Here is a 22806-nt window from a genome sequence, read left to right as displayed (position 1 = left end):
ACAATGAAAAACAAATTCACACATATAGGAGAAAAAAATCAACCTAAAATGGTAAACGTGGGTGATAAAAAAATTACCAAACGTAAAGCTACAGCAAAAGCAACAATGTTTTTGGGTGAAGAAATTATATCCCATTTTCAAAATGATGAGTTGATTACCAAAAAAGGGCCAGTTTTTCAAACAGCAATTATTGCTGGTATTCAAGCGGTTAAAAAAACTTCAGATTTAATCCCAATGTGTCACCCGTTATTAATTCAAGGAGTTGATATAGGCATTGAAATTATTGATAAAGAACATATTGAAATTTTATGTACTGTAGCCATTGAAGGTAAAACAGGTGTGGAAATGGAAGCATTAACTGGAGCCAATATTTCAGCCTTAACAGTTTATGATATGTGTAAAGCTATTTCACAAAAAATGGTTATTAAAGAAGTTAAATTACTGGAAAAATCAGGAGGTAAAAGCGATATAAAAAATGACTAAACATCAAAAACATACAAAGCTAGAATTAAGAAATAACGATAATTTTGCACCCAATGAAATTGCAATTTTAGGAACAAAATGTGCTTTCATTTCAAATTTAGTAGCACAAGTTTCACAAAAATTATCAGATTACAAATTAGCATATTTTGATGCTTCTCATAGTAAAGATATTGAAAAGAATACCTTGGAAATGTTTACATTTCATCATAGAGGAACTGCTGAAATTTTAATAAATTCTGAAGTAAATAAATTCAATCAACGGATTCAGTTTTCTCAATACGATTTTGTGTTTATTAATGGAAATCATTATCAAGGAGCAAAACAAATTTTAATTTTAGATCAACAAAAAGAAGCTTCAGTTTTAAAAAGACTCAATCAATTAAATAATATTCAATTTATAATTAAGTTAGAGGAGGAGTCCAACTACTTTGATTTTTTAGAAGAAAAATATCCGCAAATAAAAAATCTATTGTGTTATCATATTAGTGAAGTTGAAAAAATATCGAAGCACATAGAAAATTTAATCCAAGAAAAAATAGCACCAATACAAGGATTGGTATTGGCTGGAGGTAAAAGTTTGAGAATGGGAACTGATAAAGGAACCCTTCAATTTTATGGAAAAAATCAACGAGAAGTAGCCATAGAATTATTAGAACAAAACCATCTAAAAACTTTTTTATCAGTTAGAGAAGAACAAGAAGTAGCTATAGAAAATAAAATTACGGATAAATTTATAGGTTTAGGCCCTTTTGGAGCAATTTGCTCAGCTTTTCAAAAAAATCCAAATGTAGCTTGGTTGGTATTGGCTACCGATTTACCTTTTGTAACAAATTCTGTTATTCAACTGTTGTTAAAAAATAGAAATCCGTCAAAAGCTGCTACAACTATTAAAGGAAAAAATAAAGAATTTCCAGAGCCTTTGATAACCATTTGGGAACCTAAAAGTTATCCTTTAATGTTAAATTATTTAGCGCAAGGATATTCTTGTCCACGTAAAGTTTTGATAAATTCAGAAGTGGAAATTATTGAAATTGACGATGAATTAATTAGAAATATTAATACCCCTGAAGAATTTAAAGCAGCACAAAAAGAGATAAATGAGTAAAATACTGCATATTGTAAATGGAGACAGTACTGCCAATATTTTAAAACAATCTACACTACAAGGCGATATTGTAGTTTGGCGTGAAGTTTTATGTGAAGGTCCTTTAGATTTTGAAGTAGGAGGTGATAAATTTTGGAAAAAGAGATATGCTTATTTTGAAACAGAATTAGGGGTTTCCAAATTAGAATACTTTGATAAAACAATTAAAGAACTAATAAAATTAGAAGATTTATTGGAGTATAATGAAGTTGTTTTATGGTTTGAATTCGATTTGTTTTGTCAGGTTAATCTAATGGCATTATGTTCATATTTGATAAAAAGTTATAGAAAAGATATTTTTTATTATTTGATTTGTACCGGAAAAGTTAAAGGAAAAGACCAATTACAATCATTAAGTGATTTTTCAGAACTCGAATATTCAGTGCTTTACAATTCAAAAATTAAAATATCACGAAGCAATTTAAATTATGCTAATGAATGTTGGAAAGTTTATGTTGAAAATGATCTTGAAAAACTAAATAATTTTAACTTCAATCAAAGTAACAAATTCAACTACTTTCAATTGGCAATCAATCAGCATTTAAAACGTTTTCCTAATAAAAAAGGATTGAATCAAATTGAAACTAAAATTTTAGAATTAATAAACTCCGAAATATTAACCAAAAACCAAATTGTTCATAGCCTATTAATTTGGCAATTAAAAGAAACCGTATATGGTTTTGGGGATTTACAATATGTTCAATATCTTAAAAAATTGAAGAATTATATTGAAATTAAAGATTCTAAATATTATTTAAATAACTTTGGGAAAAAAGTTTTAAATACCTAATGCACATTACAAAAGAAGAGTTTTTTAAACGTCAAACTACCTTAGCTGAGTTTGGTTGCAAAGGACAAAAATTGTTGCAAAATGCCAAAGTACTGGTTATTGGTTGTGGCGGTTTAGGAAATCCTATTGCTATTTATTTGGCTACAAGTGGTATTGGAAATCTTCATTTAGTTGATTTCGACACAGTTTCTGTTTCAAATTTACACCGTCAAGTTTTTTTTGATGTCGAAAATATTGGCAAACCAAAAGCTAAAATTTTAGCTCAAGAAGTAAAAAAAAGAGCTCCTTATACTAATGTTTCATTTTCAACTATAGCGGTGGCTAAAAGTACCATACTAGAGCTAATGACATCATTTGATGTTGTTGTTGATGGTACGGATAGTTTGCCAATTAAATACCTGATAAATGATGCTTGTGTATTGTTAAAAAAGCCATTAGTTTACGGTTCTTTGTATAAATTTGATGGTTACGTTTCTACATTTAATTGGCAAAATACCGAAGGATTTTACAGCTGTAACTTACGAGATGCCTTTCCAACAATTGCTACTAATATTCCTAATTGTGAAGAGGCAGGAACTTTAAATCCAATAGTTGGGATTATAGCATTGTTACAAGTAAATGAAGTGATTAAGTTAATTACAAAAACAGGTAAATTATTAACCAATCAGTTATTGATTTATAATGCCCTTGAAAATTCGCAATTTAAAATGAAATTGCGTAAAAATGAGACTATTGATGTAGAGCAGATTTTTAACAAATCGGATTATTTAGAAGCATATTGTGAAACTCAAGATAAAACATTGCTGATTTCAGCTTCAGAATTTAAAAACGTGATAAGCGATAACACAGTTGAAGTGATTAGTGTTTTAAATCATTTAGATGCTCCAATTCCATTTAAAGTGCATCAAAAAATTCCTTATAAAACTTTTAATGTAGTCGATTTTAAGCCAAATTATAAAAAGAAATACATTATAGTTTGTAAAAAAGGAATTACTAGCTATGACGTAACTTTAAAATTAAAAGAAAAATTTCCAGAACTAACAGTATTTAGTTTAGCTGATGGAATTGACAACTATTAAATGCAACATCCACACCAATTTTATAAGGTTCAAAAAAATATTTTTGAGCAAGAATCTATCCAATTAAAAAAGAAACTTTCGGTTTCCAGTTTATTGCGTTTGTTTACTTTTTTAGGAAGTATTTTAGGCGTTTATTTTTTCTTTGGAAATACAAGTTTAATGTTGTTAACCATTGGGATTGGTGTTGTCGTATTTATTTTTTTAGTTGTAAAACACGGTAATTTACAATATAGCTATAAATTAAATAAAGCTTTAATATCTATAAACAAAACTGAATTAAACGTTTTAAATAGAGATTATTTAAACTTAAATGATGGTAGTGAGTATATCAATCCTAAACATTTTTACAGTTATGATATTGATTTATTTGGCAGAGGTTCATTTTTTCAGTATTGCAATAGAACAGTTACCATAGAAGGGAAAAATAAGTTGTTTTTAGAACTTACTTCAAATTCAATATTAAATATCGAAGAAAAACAATTAGGAATTAAAGAATTAAGTCAAAAATCAATTTGGAGACAGCGTTTTACGGCTATTGCTAGTTTGGTTAAAGTTGAACATCCAGCGAAAGAAATTGTACAATGGATTCATAACTATACATCCGTTTTTCCAAAGTTTTTGTCATATTTACCTTTAATTTTTTCAACCATTTCGTTAGCTTTAGTAACACTGTTAATATTACAGTTGATTCCAGAAGTAATACTGTTGTTTTGGCTTTTTATAGGTTTGGGAATTTCTGGATTTTATGTGAAAAAAGTCAATGGATTATACAAAAATACAAGCAATGCCAAAGATACGTTTAAGCAATATTATAAGTTATTAAATGAAATAGAAAATACTTCCTTTAAATCTGAAATATTAAAAAATGAACAGCTTAAAATCCAAACTGAATTTAAAAAAGCTTCCACAATTTTTAAAGAGTATTCTAAATTATTAGATGCTTTAGATCAACGAAATAATGTAATTATTGCAGTTCTTGGAAATGGTTTTTTTCTTAAAGATTTACACCAAGCTTCTAAAATTGAAAAATGGATTAAAACTTATAAAAGCAAAGTTGAACAATGGTTTGAAGTGATAGCCTTTTTTGATGCTCAAAATTCGTTAGCAAACTTTACATTTAATCATCCAAACTACGTTTTTCCAGAAATTAAAAATAATAAAGAAGTTATAAAAGCCACCGATTTAGGTCATACATTACTAAATGAGATCCAAAGAGTTGATAGCGATTTTACTATTAAAAATCAACAATTTTTTATAATAACTGGAGCAAATATGGCCGGGAAAAGTACTTTTTTAAGAACCGTTTCTTTAGCTATAGTAATGGCAAATGTTGGATTGCCAGTTTGTGCTAAAGCATTTGAATATACTCCTATAAAATTAATTACAAGTATGCGAACCTCAGACTCTTTGGCTGATGATGAATCGTATTTCTTTTCAGAATTAAAACGTTTAAAATTTATTGTTGATGAAATTGGGAAAGACAATTACTTTATCATTTTAGATGAAATTTTAAAAGGAACCAATAGTACCGATAAAGCAATTGGGTCAAAGAAATTTGTTCAAAAATTAGTAGCATCTAATTCAACAGGAATTATTGCTACGCACGATTTAAGTTTATGCGAAATTGAAAAGGAATTAGCAGAAGTTGAAAACTTTTATTTTGATGCTGAAATAATTAATAACGAATTAAATTTTGATTATAAATTAAAAGAAGGTATCTGTAAAAATATGAACGCCTCCTTTTTATTAAAGAAAATGGAAATTATTTAAACTATTATGGATGCGCATTCACCCAAACTTCTCCATCTGCAAAATGTTCTTTTTTCCAGATAGGAACCGTTTCTTTTAAGGTATTAATAGCGAATTCACAAGCTTCAAAAGCGGCTTTTCTATGTGCAGAAGAAACCGCAATTATTACTGGAATATCTCCAATTTTAAGTTCACCAACTGCGTGATGGATTGCTATTTTATGAATTGAAAATTTTTCCAACGCTTGGTTTGCAATTTTTTGCATCTCCTTTACTGCCATTGGTTCGTAGCCACTAAAATCTAATAAAGTAACCTCCTTATTTTTGGTAGTATTTCTAACGGTACCCACAAATAAAGCAATTCCACCACAAGAGGCATCTTGTACAAAGTTGTAGCAATCTTGTAGGTTTAAAGTTTTTGTGGTTATTTGGATTGATGTATTTTCCATTTAAATATTATTTTTATAATATTATCCACCACTTACAGGTGGAATAATTGCAACAACATCACCATCAATTAAGTTTAAATCATCTGTTGCGTATTCTTCATTTACTGCAATTGCAAATTCATGGAGGTGTTGTAGTTTAGAAAATTTTGCAATTAATTGTTGTTTTAAATCCCATACAGTAGTATTTGAATCTAGTTCAAAAAATGTAGAATTTTTATCTGTAAGGTCAGTAGTAATCCCAAAAAATAAAACTTGTATTTTCATTTGCTTTTAAGCTTGTATGCAAAAGTAAATCTTTTCAATTTAATATAACAATTCTTTATTTAAAACAATTCTAAATAATAGCCTATGTGATACATATCACTAAACTAATATTGCCAATACTTAAATTTGTTACAGACCAAAATTATTTGTTATAAAATGAAGTATGGATTTATAATTGACAATCGAAAATGTATTGGTTGTCATGCTTGTACAACAGCTTGTAAGTCAGAACATGATGTAGCTGTTGGCGTTAACAGAACTTATGTTAAACAAGTAGAAAAAGGAGAATTTCCTGATACCCGTAGAATTTTTTCTGTGATGCGTTGCAACCATTGTACAGATGCTCCTTGTGTAGAAATTTGCCCTGTAGAAGCCTTGTATACAAGAGAAGATGGTATTGTTGATTTTGACAACAACCGTTGTATAGGATGTAAGTCATGTATGCAAGCTTGTCCGTATGATGCTTTGTACATAGACCCTGATAACAATACAGCAGCAAAATGTAATTACTGTGCTCACAGAGTAGATGTTGGTAGAGAGCCAGCTTGTGTTACAGTGTGTCCTGAGCATGCAATTATTGCTGGAGATATGCACAATCCAACAACAGAAATTTCACAATTGTTAGCACGTCAGGCAGTAAAAGTTCGGAAACCAGAAAAAGGCACCAATCCAAATTTGTTTTATATAGATGGAGATGATGCTTCACTAGTTCCTGAAGCTACGGCTAAATCGGGTCCAGGTTTATGGAGTTCTCAGGCACGTGGAGTAGGTCATTTTGCTAAAGCAGCTGAAAAAATGATGTACACAAATGATGATGTAGACTTATTGCAAATGAGTATAGACAATGATATTCAAGCCGCATATCAAAGAAAAGAAACAGAAAACCCCAACTATATTGATGTTTTAACAGGAAAAGCCCGTAGAGTTTATGATACTCCTGATAAAGGAGTGCTTTGGGGTTGGGAAGTTTCAGCATATGTGTTTACAAAGGCAATTGCAGCTGGAGTTTTCTTAATTCCATTTTTAGCGATTATTTTAGGTTATGAAGTTTCGGCAACATCGAAACTTTGGTCAGCTGGAATTTCATTGGTGTTTTTAGCATTAACGGGGCTGTTTTTAATAATGGATTTAGATCGACCTGATCGATTTTTAAACGTTCTTTTACGCCCACAATGGAACTCTTGGTTGGTAAAAGGAGGTTATACAATCACAGTTTTCGGATTGTTAGTGACCATTTGGGGAGTACTAACATTTTTTGAAATACAAGCAGGTGAAACCATATTGTTATGGGTAACCGTTATTTTTGCCATATTATTAGCTATTTATACAGCATTTTTATTTGCGCAGGCAAAAGGACGCGACTTTTGGCAAAGCCCCACCTTACCACTACATATGTTAGTGCATAGTGTTATGGCTGGTACAGCTATTTTTGTAATTGCATCTCTAGTATTTGGACAAGAAAATTGGATGAGCATTTTAAAAAACACCATGATAATTGCATTGGTAGTTAACCTATTTACCCTAATTACGGAATTAACAATTACCCACCCAACAACTTCAGCAAAAAAGGCAGTAAAAATGATAACTAAAGGGCGCTATAGTAGGCTGTTTTGGTTAGGTACAGTTATAATTGGAAATATTATTCCTTTAGGTACATTACTTTTTGGAGGAAGTGAAATATTAAATGTATTTTCAGCGATATGTGTATTAATTGGAATTATTATTACAGAGAAAATTTGGGTGGAAGCACCACAAAGAATTCCATTAGCTTAATTTAAAAAAACAGAAAGTCATGGGATATAAAAAACCATCATTTATAGAAAACATAGCAGAAAAATTAGGAATTATTCCAAATCTTCATAAAAAAGGCTACCAGGAGTTTGACCAAGATATGCGCCATTTTACAGATGAAGAAGTGGCTCAAATGTACGAGAATTTTCCTCCACCAGAAAAATGGGATAATTGGGTAGAATACAATCCAAAAACTTGGCCTAAAAAAGAAAAGAAAACCTATCAAATTGTACCAACTACCTGTTTTAATTGTGAAAGTGCTTGTGGTTTAACAGCTTTTATTGATAAAGAAACTCAAGAGGTTAAAAAATTTGAAGGAAATCCTTACCATCCAGGAAGTAGAGGTAGAAACTGTGCAAAAGGGCCAGCAACCATCAATCAAATTACAGATCCAGATCGAATTTTATTTCCTTTAAAAAGAAAAGGAAAAAGAGGAGATGGAGAATGGGAACGTGTTACTTGGGATGAGGCGTTAGATACAATTGCAAAAAGAATAAGAAAGGCACTAAAAGAAAATCGCCAAAATGAAATTGCATATCATGTAGGAAGACCAGGACATGAAAAATTCATGAATTGGATTTTACAAGGTTGGGGAATTGATGGACATAACTCGCACACCAATATTTGTTCTTCTGGGGCACGTTTTGGTTATAATTTATGGTATGGATATGACAGACCTTCGCCAGATCACGCAGAAGCAAAATTTATTTTATTAGTCTCGGCACATTTAGAATCTGGTCATTATTTCAATCCGCATGCGCAACGTATTATTGAAGGTAAAATGAAAGGAGCAAAGTTAGCAACAATGGACCCTCGTTTATCTAATACAGCATCAATGTCAGACTATTGGCTACCTTCCTATCCAGGAACCGAGGCTGCTGTTTTATTGGCAATGGCTTTATATATTTTACAAAACAATTTATACAATAGAAACTATTTAGAAAATTGGACAAACTGGCAAGAATATTTAAAAGCAAGGCATTCCGATACGGAGGTGACTTTTGAAAATTATATTGCCGCAATGATTGATGAGTACAAAGAGTTTACTCCTGAGTTTGCCGAGAAAGAATCTGGTGTAAAAGCTGAAATGATTGTTGAAATTGCTCAAAAAATTGGTGAAGCTGGTGAACGTTTTGCATCTCATAATTGGAGAGCCGCAGGGGCTTCAAACTTAGGAGGTTGGGCAGTTGCTCGATGTTTACATTTTCTGTCGGTTTTAACAGGAGCTGTAGGTGCAAAAGGAGGAACATCGCCAAATTCGTGGAATAAATTTGGTCCAACACAACCAAACAAACCAAAACCTCAAAAATTTTGGAACGAATTGCATTTCCCAAAAGAATACCCATTAGCCTTTTTTGAAATGAGTCAGTTATTACCTCATATGTTAAAAGAGGGTAGAGGTAAAATGGATGTTTATTTTTCGAGAGTTTTTAACCCTATTTGGACGTATCCTGATGGATTTACTTGGATGGAAATGTTTAGTGATGAAACAAAATTTGGCTTGCATACCGCATTAACGCCAACTTGGAATGAAACGGCTTTTTATGCAGATTTTGTATTGCCAATGGGATTAGCATCTGAACGTCATGATATCAATAGTTATGCAACACATGGTGGTACTTGGGTAGCTTTTCGTCAACCAGTTTTAAGAGAAGCCGCAAGAAGAAATGGAAAACCTGTTGAATTTACCTACCAAGCAAATCCTGGAGAGGTTTGGGAAGAGGATGAATTTTGGATTGAGTTAAGTTGGAGAATTGATCCTGATGGAAGTATGGGGATTAGAAAACATTTTGAATCACCTTACCGACCAGGAGAAAAAATTACTATCGATGAATATTATCAATATATTTTTGAGCGTGTAAAAGGCTTACCTGAAAAAGCAAAAGCTGAAGGTTTAACAGCGCTACAATACATGCAAAAATACGGTGCTTTTGAAATTGAAAAAGGAGAATCTTATAAGAAAAACGAAACACCTCTTACCAAAGAAGAATTAAAAGGAACAAAAATAGATAAAGAAACAAACGTAATTACCAAAAACGGAAAAGCTATTGGAGTTATGGTAAATGGCAAAGCAGTGGTTGGCTTTCCAACACCATCACGTAAAAATGAATTTTACTCACAAACAATGGTCGATTGGAAATGGCCAGAATATGCCACACCAACTTACATAAAAAGCCATATTCATAATGATCATTTAGACAAGTCTAAAGGTGAATATGTACTGGTTCCAACATTTAGGTTGCCTACCTTAATTCATTCACGTTCTGGCAACGCCAAATGGTTGGTAGAAATCTCTAATAGAAATCCAATATGGATGCATCCTGATGATGCTTCAAAATGGGGATTTAAAACTGGAGATTTAGTAAAAATGAATACCGATATTGGTTATTTTATTGATAAAGTTTGGGTAACACAAAGTATGAAACCAGGTGTTGTTGCTTGTTCACATCATATAGGGCGTTGGCGTAGACCACAAGATAAAATTGGAAATCGTTGGGCTACTAATACCGTAAATATTGAAGGTGATGGTAAAGGCGGCTGGAAGATGAATACAATTTCAGGAATTAAACCTTTTGAATCGGAAGATAAAGACTCTAAAAGGATTTTTTGGAAAGATGGAGGAGTGCATCAAAACATCACACATGCCGTTCATCCTGATCCAATAAGTGGAATGCATTGTTGGCATCAGCGAGTACGTATTGAAAAACCAAAGCAAGGTGAAAACTATGGAGATATTTTTGTGGATACTAATAAGTCACATGAGATTTATAAAGAGTGGTTAGCAATGACACGTCCTGCTCCAGGCCCTAATGGAGAGCGTAGACCTTTATGGTTTAATCGTGCTTTTAGGCCAGACGATTCAACCTATTATATAGATAAAAAAGAAAAATAAAAAAAGTCTCGCTAACAGCGAGACTTTTTTTATAGGAAATATTAGTTTGCTTCAGTTAAAAAATTAATGCTTATTTTTCACCCAAAATAAATTAAATAGTATCATAAGTAAACTAATTATAATCTATAATTTTATATGAAGAATATTTTTCAACAAATTATTATTGAAAGATTTAAACGCAATTTTAAAAAAAAGCATTCACAAACGAATGAATTACAATTGTCTAAAGAAGTAAACCGTTTTAAAATTCGTTTTTCACATTTATTGAGTGATTCATTTTTTATTATCATTGGAATTATTTCAGCTGGCTTTGGATTAAAAGGTTTTTTACTTCCTAATTCATTTATTGATGGTGGAGCTATGGGTATTTCATTATTAATATCTGAAGTTACTGGGTTTTCATTATCTATTTTAATTTTAGTAGTTAACTTTCCTTTTATTATATTAGGATATTCTCAAGTAGGAAAACAATTTGCCTTCAAAAGTATTATTGCAATAGTAGGCTTGGCATTAATTGTGCATTTTATTCCTTACCCTTTAATTACTTCAGATAAATTATTAATTGCTGTTTTTGGAGGTTTCTTTTTAGGAGCAGGAATTGGTATGGCAATTAGAGGAGGTGCAGTTATTGATGGTACCGAAGTGTTAGCAATTTATTTAAGTAAAAAAACAGGGTTAACTATTGGTGATATTATTTTGGTTTTCAATATATTGATTTTTGCTTTTGGAGCGTATATTTTGTCAATAGAAGTTGCTTTATATGCAATGTTAACGTATATGGCAGCAGCCAAAACGGTAGATTTTGTTATTGAGGGAGTTGAAGAATATACAGGTATTACAATTATCTCTGATGAAAGTGAAAAAATAAGATTAATGATTACTGAAAAACTAGGTAGAGGTGTAACCATTTATGCTGGGAAAGGTGGTTTTGGAAAAAAAGGAACAGCCTTAAAAGAAATTGATATTATTTATACCGTTATTACTCGATTAGAAATTGCAAGACTTAAAACTGAAATTGATGAAATAGATTCCTCTGCCTTTATTATTATGAATAGTATTAAAGATACTAAAGGAGGTATGATAAAGAAAAGGCCACTTGCAAAATAAACATTGATTTAAATAACTATGCTATTTTTGTGAGGTGAACAAGCTACAAACATATTCTAACCTAATAAAACAAGAAGCAAAACGTTTAGGTTTTGAAAGTTGCGGTATTGCTAAGGCTAAATTTTTAAATGAAGAAGCATCTAATTTAGAACAATGGTTAAAAAATGGTTACCATGGAAAAATGCAGTATATGGAAAATTATTTTGATAAGCGTTTAGATCCTCGTTTGCTAGTAGAAGATGCGAAAAGTGTGATTAGTTTAACATTTAATTATTTTCCAGAAACAAACCAAAATAATTCAGCTTTTAAAATAGCAAAATATGCTTATGGTGAAGATTATCATCACGTTTTAAAATCCAAACTGAAAGAGCTTACTTTTTTTATAGAAGCTACAATTGGAGAAATTCATGGAAGGGTATTTGTAGATTCAGCGCCTGTTTTGGAAAGAGCTTGGGCTCAAAAAGCAGGATTGGGTTGGAGAGGAAAACACTCGTTGTTAATTCAAAAAAACAAAGGTTCTTTTTTCTTTTTAGCAGAACTAATTTTAGATATAGAATTGGCATACGACACGCCTTTTGTGACTGACCATTGCGGAACTTGTACCAAATGTATTGATGCTTGTCCAACCGATGCAATTTTACCTAATAATACAGTTGATGGTAGTAAATGCATTTCTTATTTTACCATTGAATTAAAAGATGAAATTCCAACCTCAATGAAAGGAAAATTTGAAGATTGGATGTTTGGTTGCGATATTTGTCAAGATGTTTGTCCTTGGAACAGGTTTTCAAAACCACATACCGAAGAAAAATTTAATCCACATCCAGATTTATTAGCATTCACAAAAAATGATTGGGAAGAGCTTACCGAACTGGTATTTAAAAATGTGTTTAAAAAATCAGCAGTAAAACGCACCAAATTTTCTGGCTTAACTAGAAATATTCGTTTTTTAAACGATTATAAATAAGGTTAATTTTTAAAGTTAGTCATCTTTTTAAAGCTATTTTAATAACAAATCAAAGTATTTCAAATTTTTATAGCAAAATACAATTATATAAAACTGTATCTTTGTAAGTTCATTTAAGAAACAATTTTTATGAGTAAATCAAGAACAAGGAGAGAGGCTTTATTATATCACGCAAAACCAACTCCAGGTAAAATTCAAGTGGTTCCAACCAAAAAATATGCAACACAAAGAGATTTGTCTTTAGCGTATTCGCCAGGTGTTGCAGAACCTTGTTTAGAAATTGAAAAAGATGTAAATAACGTTTATAAATATACTGCAAAAGGAAATTTAGTGGCTGTAATATCTAATGGTACAGCTGTTTTAGGATTAGGAGATATTGGACCCGAAGCATCCAAACCTGTGATGGAAGGAAAAGGGTTGTTATTTAAAATTTTTGCAGATATTGATGTGTTTGATATTGAAGTAAACACCAAAGATGTTGACAAATTTATTGAAACAGTTAAAAATATAGCACCAACTTTTGGAGGAATTAATTTAGAAGATATCAAAGCTCCAGAAGCTTTTGAAATTGAAAGAAGATTAAAAGAAGAGTTAGACATTCCTGTAATGCATGACGATCAGCATGGAACTGCAATTATATCAGCTGCGGCATTAAAAAATGCTATTGAAATTACAGGAAAAGACATTTCAAAAGTACAAATAGTTGTGAATGGAGCAGGTGCAGCTGCAATTTCTTGTACAAGATTGTATTTGGCATTAGGTGCTAAAAAAGAAAATGTAGTCATGTGCGATAGTAAAGGGGTTATCAAAGCAGGTGCTGAAAATTTATCTCCACAAAAGCAGGAATTTGCAACTGCCAAAAATTTAAATACACTTGAAGATGCCATGGTCAATGCAGATGTATTTATTGGTCTTTCTATTGGAGATGTGGTAACTCCTAAAATGTTAAAGTCAATGGCAAAAGATCCAATCGTTTTTGCGATGGCTAATCCAACTCCAGAAATTGCCTATAATTTAGCAGTTAAAACTAGAAAAGATGTGATTATGGCAACAGGGCGATCAGATCATCCTAATCAAGTAAATAATGTTTTAGGGTTCCCTTTTATTTTTAGAGGAGCTTTAGATGTAAGAGCTTCAAAAATAAATGAAGAAATGAAAATGGCAGCAGTACATGCTTTGGCAAATCTTGCTAAAGAATCTGTTCCAGAACAAGTAAATATTACTTACGGAGAAACAAATATTCAATTTGGTAGAGAATATATCATCCCTAAACCTTTTGATCATAGATTAATTACAGAAGTACCTCCTGCTGTAGCCAAAGCCGCCATAGAATCAGGAGTAGCCAAAGAACCAATTATCGATTGGGAAACTTATAAAGAAACCTTAGCAGAACGATTAGGTACAGGAAGTAAGTTGATGAGAATGATTATGACCAAAGCAAAATCAGATCCAAAATCAATTGTTTTTGCAGAAGCTGATCATTTAGATGTTTTAAAGGCTGCTCAAATTATTTTTGATGAAGGTATTGGGAAACCAATTTTATTAGGAAACAAAGAAATTATTCAGGAATTAATGGAAGAAATTAATTTTGATGCAGAGCTTCCAATAATTGACCCTAAGTCTAATGAAGAAAAAGAACGAAGAAATAAATATGCCCAAGTATATTGGGAAAAACGCCAACGTAATGGAATCACACTATTAGATGCTCAAAAATGGATGCGTGAACGTAACTATTTCGCCGCAATGATGGTTAATGAAGGTGAAGCGGATGCTTTAGTTACAGGATATTCTAGAAGTTACCCAACTGTTGTAAAACCTATGCTTGAATTGATTGGAAAACAAAAGGGAGTTAGTAAAATTGCAGCCACCAATATTATGCTTACTTCACGTGGACCTATTTTTTTCTCTGATACAGCAATCAACATTGACCCTTCTTCAGAAGAATTGGCTAATATAGCTTACATGACAAGTGTAGGAATGAAAATGTTTGGTTTTGAACCTACCATTGCTATGTTGTCGTATTCTAATTTTGGCTCATCCGACACTAAAATTGCTGATAAAATTTCAAAAGCAGTTGAACTTATGCATGAAAAATATCCTGATGTAGTTATTGATGGAGAATTACAAGCTGATTTTGCTTTAAACCCTAAGTTGTTAAAGGAAAAATTTCCATTTTCAAAATTAAATGGTAAAAAAGTAAATGGCTTAATATTTCCTAATTTAGAATCCGCAAATATTGGTTATAAATTAATGAAAGAGTTTAATAAAATTGATTCTATTGGGCCAATAATTATGGGGTTAAAGAAACCTGTGCATATCATTCAATTAGGAGCCAGTGTAGATGAAATAGTTAATATTGCTTGCGTAGCAATTGTGCATGCGCAGGAAAAACAAAAACATAAATAATATTTTATTACATTTGATTGTTAAAAGAAAAAGATACATATGATAACCCATATAAGAGGTAAATTAATTGAAAAAAATCCCACATATGCTGTGATTGAAGCTAGTGGGGTTGGTTATTGGTTAAATATTTCATTAAATACTTTTTCACTGCTACCCGATAACGAATCTGCTTTTTTATACACGCATTTAGCTATAAAAGAAGATTCCCATACATTGTATGGTTTTATTTCAAAAATAGAGCGAGAAATTTTTAGGTTACTTATTTCTGTATCAGGTGTAGGTCCAAGTATAGCACGTACAATGTTATCCTCAATGACTACTGATGAAATTCAACAAGCTATTGCTTCTGGAAATGTAGGAGTTATTCAATCTGTTAAAGGAATTGGAGCTAAAACTGCTCAACGTTTGTTGGTTGATTTAAAAGATAAAATCTCTAAAACATATATTGTTGACGAAGTTTCTGTTACTCAAAACAATACCAATAAAAATGAAGCGTTATCAGCTTTAGAGGTATTGGGATTTGCTAAAAAACAAGCAGAGAAAGTTATCGATAAAATTTTAATAGAAGACCAAACTATGAGTGTTGAAGTTCTAATTAAAAAAGCACTCAAAAATTTATAAGATTTGAAGAAACTACAATTAATATTCAAACCATATATTTTGTTTTTTTTATTGTTGCTTTTTCAAGTGGCAGTAAATGCACAAACTGTTCCAGTTACACAATCAAAAGACTCGTTAAAGGTTGCTAAAGAAAAAGACTCAATTAAACTAAAATACCCTTTTAAAAATAATCAAGAGGGAAGTTTATTTTTAAACGATCCTGCAAAATCTGAAATTATATATGATGCAGAATTAAAGAAATATATAATTATTGAAAAAGTAGGTGATTATTATATGAAACGTCCAGTTTATATGTCTCAAGAAGAGTACAAAAAGTATAAACTGAAAAAGGATATGTTACAATATTATAAAGAGAAAATAAGTGCTACAAATAGCAAAAAAATTGGAAGTGAAGAGGCGCAAAAAAACTTATTGCCAACGTATTATATAAAATCAGATTTTTTTCAATCAGTTTTTGGTGGCAATACCATTGAAGTGAATCCTCAAGGTTCTGTTTTAATAAAAATGGGTGCCTTGTATCAAAAGGTAGACAATCCTCAACTTTCAGAGCGTAATAGAAGTAGTTTTACGTTCGATTTTAATCAAGAAATAAGCGCGAGTATTTTAGCAAAAATTGGGACACGTTTAAAAGTTGCTGCACAATATGATACCCAGTCTACTTTTAATTTTCAAAATCAAATAAAATTAGAATATACACCAACAGAAGATGATATCCTTCAAAAAATAGAAGTAGGTAATGTAAGTATGCCTTTAAAAAATTCATTAATTGTTGGTGCGCAAAGTTTATTTGGTGTAAAAACCCAGTTACAATTTGGAAAAACAACAATTACAGGTGTTTTTGCTGAACAAAAATCACAAACGAAATCTGTAGCAGCTCAAGGAGGCTCTACCATTCAAGAGTTTGAGTTGCAAGCAACCGATTATGATGAAAATAGACATTTCTTTTTATCACAATATTTTAGAGATAATTACAATACAGCTTTAAAAGATTACCCATTAATAAATAGTCCTATCAATATTACTAAAATTGAAGTTTGGGTAACAAACAGAAATGCCACTACTGTTGATATTAGAAACATTGTAGCTTTAGCTGATATTGGTGAAGGGGATCCAGATAATATTGGCCCTGCCAACGTAACACCAACTCCAGGAGTAACCTTGCCTTCAAATGATGCAAATAACATTTCTGCCATATTAACTACTACAAATCCAGTCCGTAATATTTCTACAGTTGGCAATGGTTTAGCTCCATTTTCTATGCAACAAGGGCGTGATTATTCGGTGCTAGAAAATGCAATAAAATTAAGACCAGATGAATTTACCTTACATCCTCAATTAGGATTTATTTCATTAAATAGAAGGCTAACCGACTCAGATGTGTTAGCGGTTTCTTTTGAATACACAATTAGTGGAGATGCTAACGTCTATAAAGTTGGTGAGTTTACAAGTGATGGAATAGTAGCACCTGAAAATATTGTTGTAAAGCTACTGCGAAGTGAAATTATAAGCACAGAAATTCCTATGTGGAATTTGATGATGAAAAATGTTTATTCGCTTCAAACGTATAGAATGCAACCTGAAGGATTTAGGTTAGAGCTATTATATGAAGATGATCAAACAGGAGTGCCAATTAATATTTTACAAAACGCTCAAACTACAGGTATAGCAGATAAAACCTTATTAAATTTATTAGATGTTGATAGGTTAGACCAAAGTCAGTTTTATGTTCCTGAAGGAGATGGGTATTTTGATTATGTAGAAGGAGCTACTATTAATTCAGAAAAAGGATTAATTATTTTTCCAACAGTTGAACCTTTCGGTAGGGATTTAGAAACAAAATTAACAGATGTTGCCGATGCTGCATTCATTTTTAACGAATTGTATGAAATAACACAATCTGAAGCTAAAAACAACTTTCAACAAAAAGATAAATATTTGCTTAAAGGATATTTAAAATCTGAAAGCGCAGAAGGAATTAGGTTACCAGCCTTAAATGTTCCACAAGGTTCAGTTAGAGTTACTAGTGGCGGTAGAGAACTGGTAGAGGGTGTTGATTATGTAGTTGATTATCAGATGGCTAGAGTTCAAATTATAAACCCAAGTTTAGAAGCTTCAAACGCACCTATTCAAGTTTCTGTTGAAAATAATTCAGCATTCAACCTTCAAAACAAACGTTTTTTTGGTGTGGATATTGAACATAAATTTTCTGATAAATTTATTGCAGGGGCTACTTTTTTAAATTTAAATGAAAAACCAATCACCCAAAAGGCATTATTTGGGCAAGAACCTATAAACAATACAATTTTTGGTGTAAATGCGAGTTATGGAACCGAAGTGCCAAAATTCACTAAATGGGTAAATAAACTACCAAATGTAGATACAGATGTTGCTTCTAATTTTTCAATTAGAGGAGACTTTGCTTATTTAAAACCAGGATCACCTAAAAGAATCGAATTAGAAGGAGAAGCCACTTCTTATGTTGATGATTTTGAAGGTTCTCAAATACCTTTAGAAATTAAATCTATCCAACAATGGCATTTAGCAAGTACCCCTCAATACCAAACACAATTTGACTTAGGAGGAAATGCTTCAGATTTAAGTTATGGCTATAAAAGAGCCAAATTAGCATGGTATATTATTGATCCTTTATTTTATGGAGGATCTTCTTTAAAACCTGGAGGAATTGATAATACGGAGCTATCCAGAGCCGAAGTTCGAAGAATTAGATATGAAGAATTATTTCCTGAACAAGATTTAGACTTAACGCAATCTACAATTGTTAGAACGTTGGATTTAGCTTATTTTCCTAATGAACGAGGAAGTTATAATTTTGACACTAATAATGTTGGGGCTGATGGAAAATTTACAAATCCAGAAGATAGATGGGCAGGTATTACAAGAGCGCTAACAACTACTAATTTTGAACAATCTAATGTTGAATATATTCAGTTTTGGTTAATGGATCCTTACGACCATTATTCAATTACTCAAGAAGAAGGATTACCAGTAGGAATTAATCCAAACAATATTTCAAATCAGGTAGGAGAATTGTATTTTAATTTAGGTAATATCTCTGAAGATGTATTGAAAGATGGAAGAAAAATGTATGAAAATGGATTGCCAGAAAATCCGTTAAGCACTAATAATACAGATCAAACTATTTGGGGAAAAATACCAACCAACCAATCATTATTATACGCTTTTAGCGATAGTGACAATGAAAGATTAAATCAAGATGTTGGTTTAGATGGTTTAAATGATGAAGAAGAAATTCAATTATTTGGAACTAGTTTTGGATCAGATCCAGCAAACGATAATTACCGCTATTTTAGAAGTTCAGAATATGATAATATTGATGCCTCAATAATCAATAGATATAAACAATTTAACAACACACAAGGAAACTCTCCAACCAATAATTTATCTCCAGAAAATTATCCAACATCAGCAACTACATTTCCTGATACCGAAGACATTAATAAAGACCAAACAATGAACTCTGTTGAGAGTTATTACCAATATAAAGTTTCATTAAATAAAAATGATTTAGTAGTTGGTCAAAATAACATTGTAGATGAAAAAAGAGTGAAAGTTACTTTAGAGGATGGAAGTGAAAAAGAATTTAGATGGTTGCAATTTAGAATTCAGGTGAGTTCACCAGATGAGGTAGTGAATGATATTACGGGTTTCAACTCAATTCGTTTTATGAGGATGTTTTTAACCAAATTTAAAATGCCAATAGTATTGCGTTTTGGAGAATTACAATTAGTAAGAGGAGATTGGAGACGTTTTACAAAAACTTTAGAAGATACCAATATACCACCACAAGATTTAACCAACCAACAATTACAAAATTTTGAAGTAGGAGTTGTTAATATTCAAGAAAATGAAGACAGAACTCCAATACCTTATGTGTTACCTCCAGGAATTAAAAGAGAAGTTTTAAGAGGAAACACCACTTTGCAAAAACAAAATGAGCAATCATTATCAATTAAAGTATCAGATTTAGAACCTGATGAAACTCGTGCTATTTTTAAAAATGTTAGGGTTGATTTAAGAATGTACAAGAAATTAAAATTGTTTTTACACGCAGAAGGCGTTCAAACCAAAACACAGGTTCAAGATGATGAAATTAAAGCCATTATTAGAATTGGAAGTGATTTAAACGATAATTATTATCAATTAGAAAAATTATTAAAAATTTCAGACTATGGTGTAAGTACACCAATTGAAATTTGGCCTGAAGAAAATAACTTAGATGTATTTTTAGAATATTTAGGGAAACTTAAATTATTAAGATTTGATGCTGGTGTTGCTCCTAATGAGCTATACCCTGCAATAAATACACCTTCACCAATAGAAGGTTTAGAAGGATATGATATTCGTGTAAAAGGAAATCCAAATTTAGCCAATATAAAAACAATTATGTTGGGTGTTAAAAACGTTAGTAATACCAATCAAAGTGCAGAAGTTTGGTTTAACGAAATGCGCGTTTCTGAATTTGATAATGAAGGAGGTTGGGCGGCTATTGTTAGTGCCGATGCCAACTTTGCTGATTTTGCTGATGTTGCAGTAACTGGAAGAATGGAAACCCAAGGCTTTGGAGGTATAGAGCAGCGTGTTAATGAAAGAAGTCAAGAAGATACAAAATTATACGATTTAGTGACCAATGTAAATGTTGGTAAGCTGCTTCCAAAAAGTTGGGGTGTAAAATTACCTTTAAATTATAGTATTTCTGAAGAGGTTAGAGATCCTAAATACGATCCACAATACCAAGATGTATTATTTGATGAAGCAAAAGAGGTAAATCTTAATAGTGATAAAGCACAAGATTATACCAAAAGAAGAAGTATAAGTTTAATTAATGTACGTAAAGAATTTAATCCAGAGTCTGAAAAAAAGCAACGTTTTTACAATGTAGAAAATTTATCACTTTCTTATGCGTATAATGAAACCTATCACCGCGATTATAATGTTGAAAAATTTGTAGATCAAAATGTACGTGCTTCAGCAAATTACAATTATAGTTTTCAGCCATTAGAAATTGAACCATTTAAAAATTTAGGTGTCTTAAATAGTCGCTTTTTAAAATTAATTAAAGATTTTAATGTGAATTTATTGCCTTCAACCATTTCAATAAATTCAAATATTATTAGAAGATATAATGAACAATTATCAAGAAGTTTAATAGAAGGTTTACCACAATTACCAACATTAAAACAGCGTCATTTTATGTTTGATTGGGATTATAATATTGGTTATAATTTAACCAAATCGCTTCAATTTAATTTTAGAGCTTCCAACAACTATATTTACGATGATTTTAATGCTTCAGATGAAGTGAAATTGTTTGATAACTTCTTTACAATGGGAAGACCAGATCATTACCATCAAACATTGAACGGAACCTATAAAATTCCTATTAATAAAATTCCTTACTTAGATTTTATTAATGCAAATTATGCTTATACAGCTGATTTTGATTGGCAAGCTTCTTCGCAATCATATATTGAAAAAGTGGGTAATGTCATTCAAAATGCTAACACCCATGCCTTGGGGTTTGATGTAGATTTTACAAAACTTTATAAAACAATTGGAGTAGATAAACTATTAAATAAAAAGGAAGACAAAAAGAACACTACTACTAATAATGCACCAATTGCATTACCAAAGTCAAATAAGAAAAAGAATACATCATTTGGTGCCGAAGTAGGTAAAACCTTTTATAATTTATTAACGTCTGTTAAAACAGCTAAAATTAATTATTCTGAAAACAATGGTACTTACTTACCTGGATATGTTCCAGAAATTGGCTTTTTAGGACGAGATAATTTTAGTGGAAGTTTAGCCCCAACCTTAGGATTTGTTTTTGGTAGTCAAATAGATATCAGACAAAAAGCAATTGAAAATGGTTGGTTGTTATCTAGAAATGAAGATGATCCATATTATAACAAAACGTACTCGCAAACGCATTATAATAAGCTGGATTTAATCATTGATTTAGAGCCTTTTAGAGATTTAGATATTGAGTTAAGAGGAAATAAAACATACACAAAACAAACAGCTCAACAAATTGACGTAGTTAACAATGTCTTAAGCTCTAATTCTCCCATCTCAAAATATGGAAACTTTAGCGTTAGCCATAATATGCTAAAAACTGCTTTTAAAAATAGTGATGAAAATTTTGAAGAATTTAAGGCAAATAGAGCAATAATTGCACAGCGTCTTGCAACTAAAACAGGGCAGCCTATTTCAGGTTTTGGAGTAACTAGTCAACAAGTTTCTTTACCAGCGTTTATGGCTGCTTATTCAGGAAAAGATGCAAATAGTGTAAATTTAACTGCATTTAGAGATGTTCCAATTCCAGGTTGGCAGTTAACTTATAAAGGTTTTATGAGAATGAAGTGGTTTAAAAAACATTTTAGAAGCTTTTCAGTATCACATAGTTATAATTCGTTATACTCTATTACCAATTTTAGTAATAATTTAGAATACAATGCGTCTAACCCTTATGCCGAGACAGATATTGCTGGAAATTATTATAATAAAACCCTTTTTACCAATGTAAATTTAACAGAAGAATTTTCTCCTTTGGTAAAAGTAGACATGAAAATGAAAAATTCCGTATCTTTCACCGGTCGAATAAATAAAGATAGAGCCTTAACTTTGAACTTTAATAACAATACAATAACTCAAATTAAAGGAATGGAATATATTGTAGGTTTAGGATATAGAGTTAAAGATTTAGCAATGAAATTTAGATTTGGAGGTAAATTAACCAAACTAAAAGGAGATTTAGATTTGAGGGCAGATATTTCTTTAAGAGATAATGAAACAGTGATTAGAGCAATTGATGAAGATAATAACCAAGTAACAGGAGGGCAAAAACTATTGTCGGTGAAATTTTTTGCAGATTATGCAATCAATCAAAATTTAACGGCTTCTTTTTATTTTGATCAAAGTTCATCACGTTACGCAATTTCAACAACTTTTCCTAGGCAATCAGTTAGCGCTGGGTTAAGTGTTAGATATGTTTTAGGAAATTAATAAAAATAAATAATTAT

Annotated in this window: 14 protein-coding genes; 12 read left to right on the top strand and 2 right to left on the bottom strand. The window is 31.2% G+C overall.

Going from position 1 to position 22806, the window contains the following annotated elements:
* Positions 1 to 3: 3 nt before the first annotated feature.
* Genes moaC through ACFQZW_RS07255 form a run of 5 tightly spaced genes read left to right on the top strand, consistent with a single transcriptional unit; the run spans position 4 to position 5266 of the window.
* Complete coding sequence (gene moaC / locus ACFQZW_RS07275) at positions 4 to 483, top strand: cyclic pyranopterin monophosphate synthase MoaC (RefSeq protein WP_298265805.1); 480 nt, start codon at positions 4 to 6, stop codon at positions 481 to 483.
* Positions 476 to 1588, top strand: a complete 1113-nt coding sequence (locus ACFQZW_RS07270) for an NTP transferase domain-containing protein (protein WP_386782078.1) — start codon at positions 476 to 478, stop codon at positions 1586 to 1588. The genes moaC and ACFQZW_RS07270 overlap by 8 nt, the downstream gene beginning before the upstream one ends.
* Entirely contained in the window at positions 1581 to 2417 is an 837-nt protein-coding gene (locus ACFQZW_RS07265; RefSeq protein WP_298287868.1) for a DUF1835 domain-containing protein, read from the top strand. Before ACFQZW_RS07270 ends, ACFQZW_RS07265 begins: the two co-directional genes overlap by 8 nt.
* Positions 2417 to 3496 carry a HesA/MoeB/ThiF family protein gene (locus ACFQZW_RS07260; protein ID WP_386782075.1) on the top strand — a complete coding sequence of 360 codons (1080 nt, stop codon included), beginning with the start codon at positions 2417 to 2419 and terminating at the stop codon, positions 3494 to 3496. The genes ACFQZW_RS07265 and ACFQZW_RS07260 overlap by 1 nt, the downstream gene beginning before the upstream one ends.
* On the top strand, positions 3497 to 5266 hold the full coding sequence (locus ACFQZW_RS07255; RefSeq protein WP_386782073.1) for a MutS-related protein: 1770 nt from the start codon (positions 3497 to 3499) through the stop codon (positions 5264 to 5266).
* Positions 5267 to 5270: 4 nt separating this feature from the next.
* Here ACFQZW_RS07255 and ACFQZW_RS07250 read toward each other — a convergent pair whose 3' ends face one another.
* Positions 5271 to 5693, bottom strand: a complete 423-nt coding sequence (locus ACFQZW_RS07250; RefSeq protein ID WP_386782071.1) for a molybdenum cofactor biosynthesis protein MoaE — start codon at positions 5691 to 5693, stop codon at positions 5271 to 5273.
* Between the two features lie 21 nt (positions 5694 to 5714).
* Entirely contained in the window at positions 5715 to 5957 is a 243-nt protein-coding gene (locus ACFQZW_RS07245) for a MoaD/ThiS family protein (RefSeq protein WP_372801547.1), read from the bottom strand.
* Between the two features lie 156 nt (positions 5958 to 6113).
* On the opposite strand from ACFQZW_RS07245, the gene nrfD reads away from it, so the two are divergent.
* From nrfD to sov, 7 genes are all read left to right on the top strand, one after another.
* Positions 6114 to 7730: an NrfD/PsrC family molybdoenzyme membrane anchor subunit gene (gene nrfD / locus ACFQZW_RS07240; RefSeq protein WP_386782068.1), complete on the top strand. Its 1617-nt coding sequence runs from the start codon at positions 6114 to 6116 to the stop codon at positions 7728 to 7730.
* Between the two features lie 19 nt (positions 7731 to 7749).
* Positions 7750 to 10641 carry a molybdopterin-dependent oxidoreductase gene (locus tag ACFQZW_RS07235; RefSeq protein ID WP_298265821.1) on the top strand — a complete coding sequence of 964 codons (2892 nt, stop codon included), beginning with the start codon at positions 7750 to 7752 and terminating at the stop codon, positions 10639 to 10641.
* 135 nt (positions 10642 to 10776) lie between these two features.
* Positions 10777 to 11748, top strand: coding sequence for a YitT family protein (locus ACFQZW_RS07230; RefSeq protein ID WP_298265822.1), 972 nt, complete (start codon positions 10777 to 10779; stop codon positions 11746 to 11748).
* Positions 11749 to 11782: 34 nt separating this feature from the next.
* Entirely contained in the window at positions 11783 to 12715 is a 933-nt protein-coding gene (queG, locus tag ACFQZW_RS07225) for a tRNA epoxyqueuosine(34) reductase QueG (protein WP_386782066.1), read from the top strand.
* Between the two features lie 129 nt (positions 12716 to 12844).
* Positions 12845 to 15121 carry an NADP-dependent malic enzyme gene (locus tag ACFQZW_RS07220; protein ID WP_298265826.1) on the top strand — a complete coding sequence of 759 codons (2277 nt, stop codon included), beginning with the start codon at positions 12845 to 12847 and terminating at the stop codon, positions 15119 to 15121.
* A gap of 39 nt (positions 15122 to 15160) precedes the next feature.
* Positions 15161 to 15742, top strand: a complete 582-nt coding sequence (gene ruvA / locus ACFQZW_RS07215) for a Holliday junction branch migration protein RuvA (RefSeq protein WP_386782063.1) — start codon at positions 15161 to 15163, stop codon at positions 15740 to 15742.
* A gap of 3 nt (positions 15743 to 15745) precedes the next feature.
* Positions 15746 to 22789, top strand: a complete 7044-nt coding sequence (gene sov / locus ACFQZW_RS07210; RefSeq protein WP_386782061.1) for a T9SS outer membrane translocon Sov/SprA — start codon at positions 15746 to 15748, stop codon at positions 22787 to 22789.
* Positions 22790 to 22806 lie beyond the last annotated feature (17 nt).

The organism is Lutibacter aestuarii (assembly GCF_042676885.1).
Classification (GTDB): domain Bacteria; phylum Bacteroidota; class Bacteroidia; order Flavobacteriales; family Flavobacteriaceae; genus Lutibacter; species Lutibacter aestuarii.
The sequence above is the reverse complement of the archived record's forward strand: the minus strand, read 5'-3'. Positions and strand labels throughout refer to the sequence as shown.

Bases quoted from the DNA above. Each gene is read 5' to 3' on its own strand.
- ACFQZW_RS07230 (WP_298265822.1), top strand. From the start codon at position 10,777: ATGAAGAATATTTTTCAACAAATTATTATTGAAAGATTTAAACGCAAT.
- ACFQZW_RS07250 (WP_386782071.1), bottom strand. From the start codon at position 5,693: ATGGAAAATACATCAATCCAAATAACCACAAAAACTTTAAACCTACAA.
- ruvA (WP_386782063.1), top strand. From the start codon at position 15,161: ATGATAACCCATATAAGAGGTAAATTAATTGAAAAAAATCCCACATAT.
- ACFQZW_RS07235 (WP_298265821.1), top strand. From the start codon at position 7,750: ATGGGATATAAAAAACCATCATTTATAGAAAACATAGCAGAAAAATTA.
- ACFQZW_RS07270 (WP_386782078.1), top strand. From the start codon at position 476: ATGACTAAACATCAAAAACATACAAAGCTAGAATTAAGAAATAACGAT.
- ACFQZW_RS07255 (WP_386782073.1), top strand. From the start codon at position 3,497: ATGCAACATCCACACCAATTTTATAAGGTTCAAAAAAATATTTTTGAG.
- nrfD (WP_386782068.1), top strand. From the start codon at position 6,114: ATGAAGTATGGATTTATAATTGACAATCGAAAATGTATTGGTTGTCAT.
- ACFQZW_RS07245 (WP_372801547.1), bottom strand. From the start codon at position 5,957: ATGAAAATACAAGTTTTATTTTTTGGGATTACTACTGACCTTACAGAT.
- ACFQZW_RS07265 (WP_298287868.1), top strand. From the start codon at position 1,581: ATGAGTAAAATACTGCATATTGTAAATGGAGACAGTACTGCCAATATT.
- moaC (WP_298265805.1), top strand. From the start codon at position 4: ATGAAAAACAAATTCACACATATAGGAGAAAAAAATCAACCTAAAATG.
- ACFQZW_RS07260 (WP_386782075.1), top strand. From the start codon at position 2,417: ATGCACATTACAAAAGAAGAGTTTTTTAAACGTCAAACTACCTTAGCT.
- ACFQZW_RS07220 (WP_298265826.1), top strand. From the start codon at position 12,845: ATGAGTAAATCAAGAACAAGGAGAGAGGCTTTATTATATCACGCAAAA.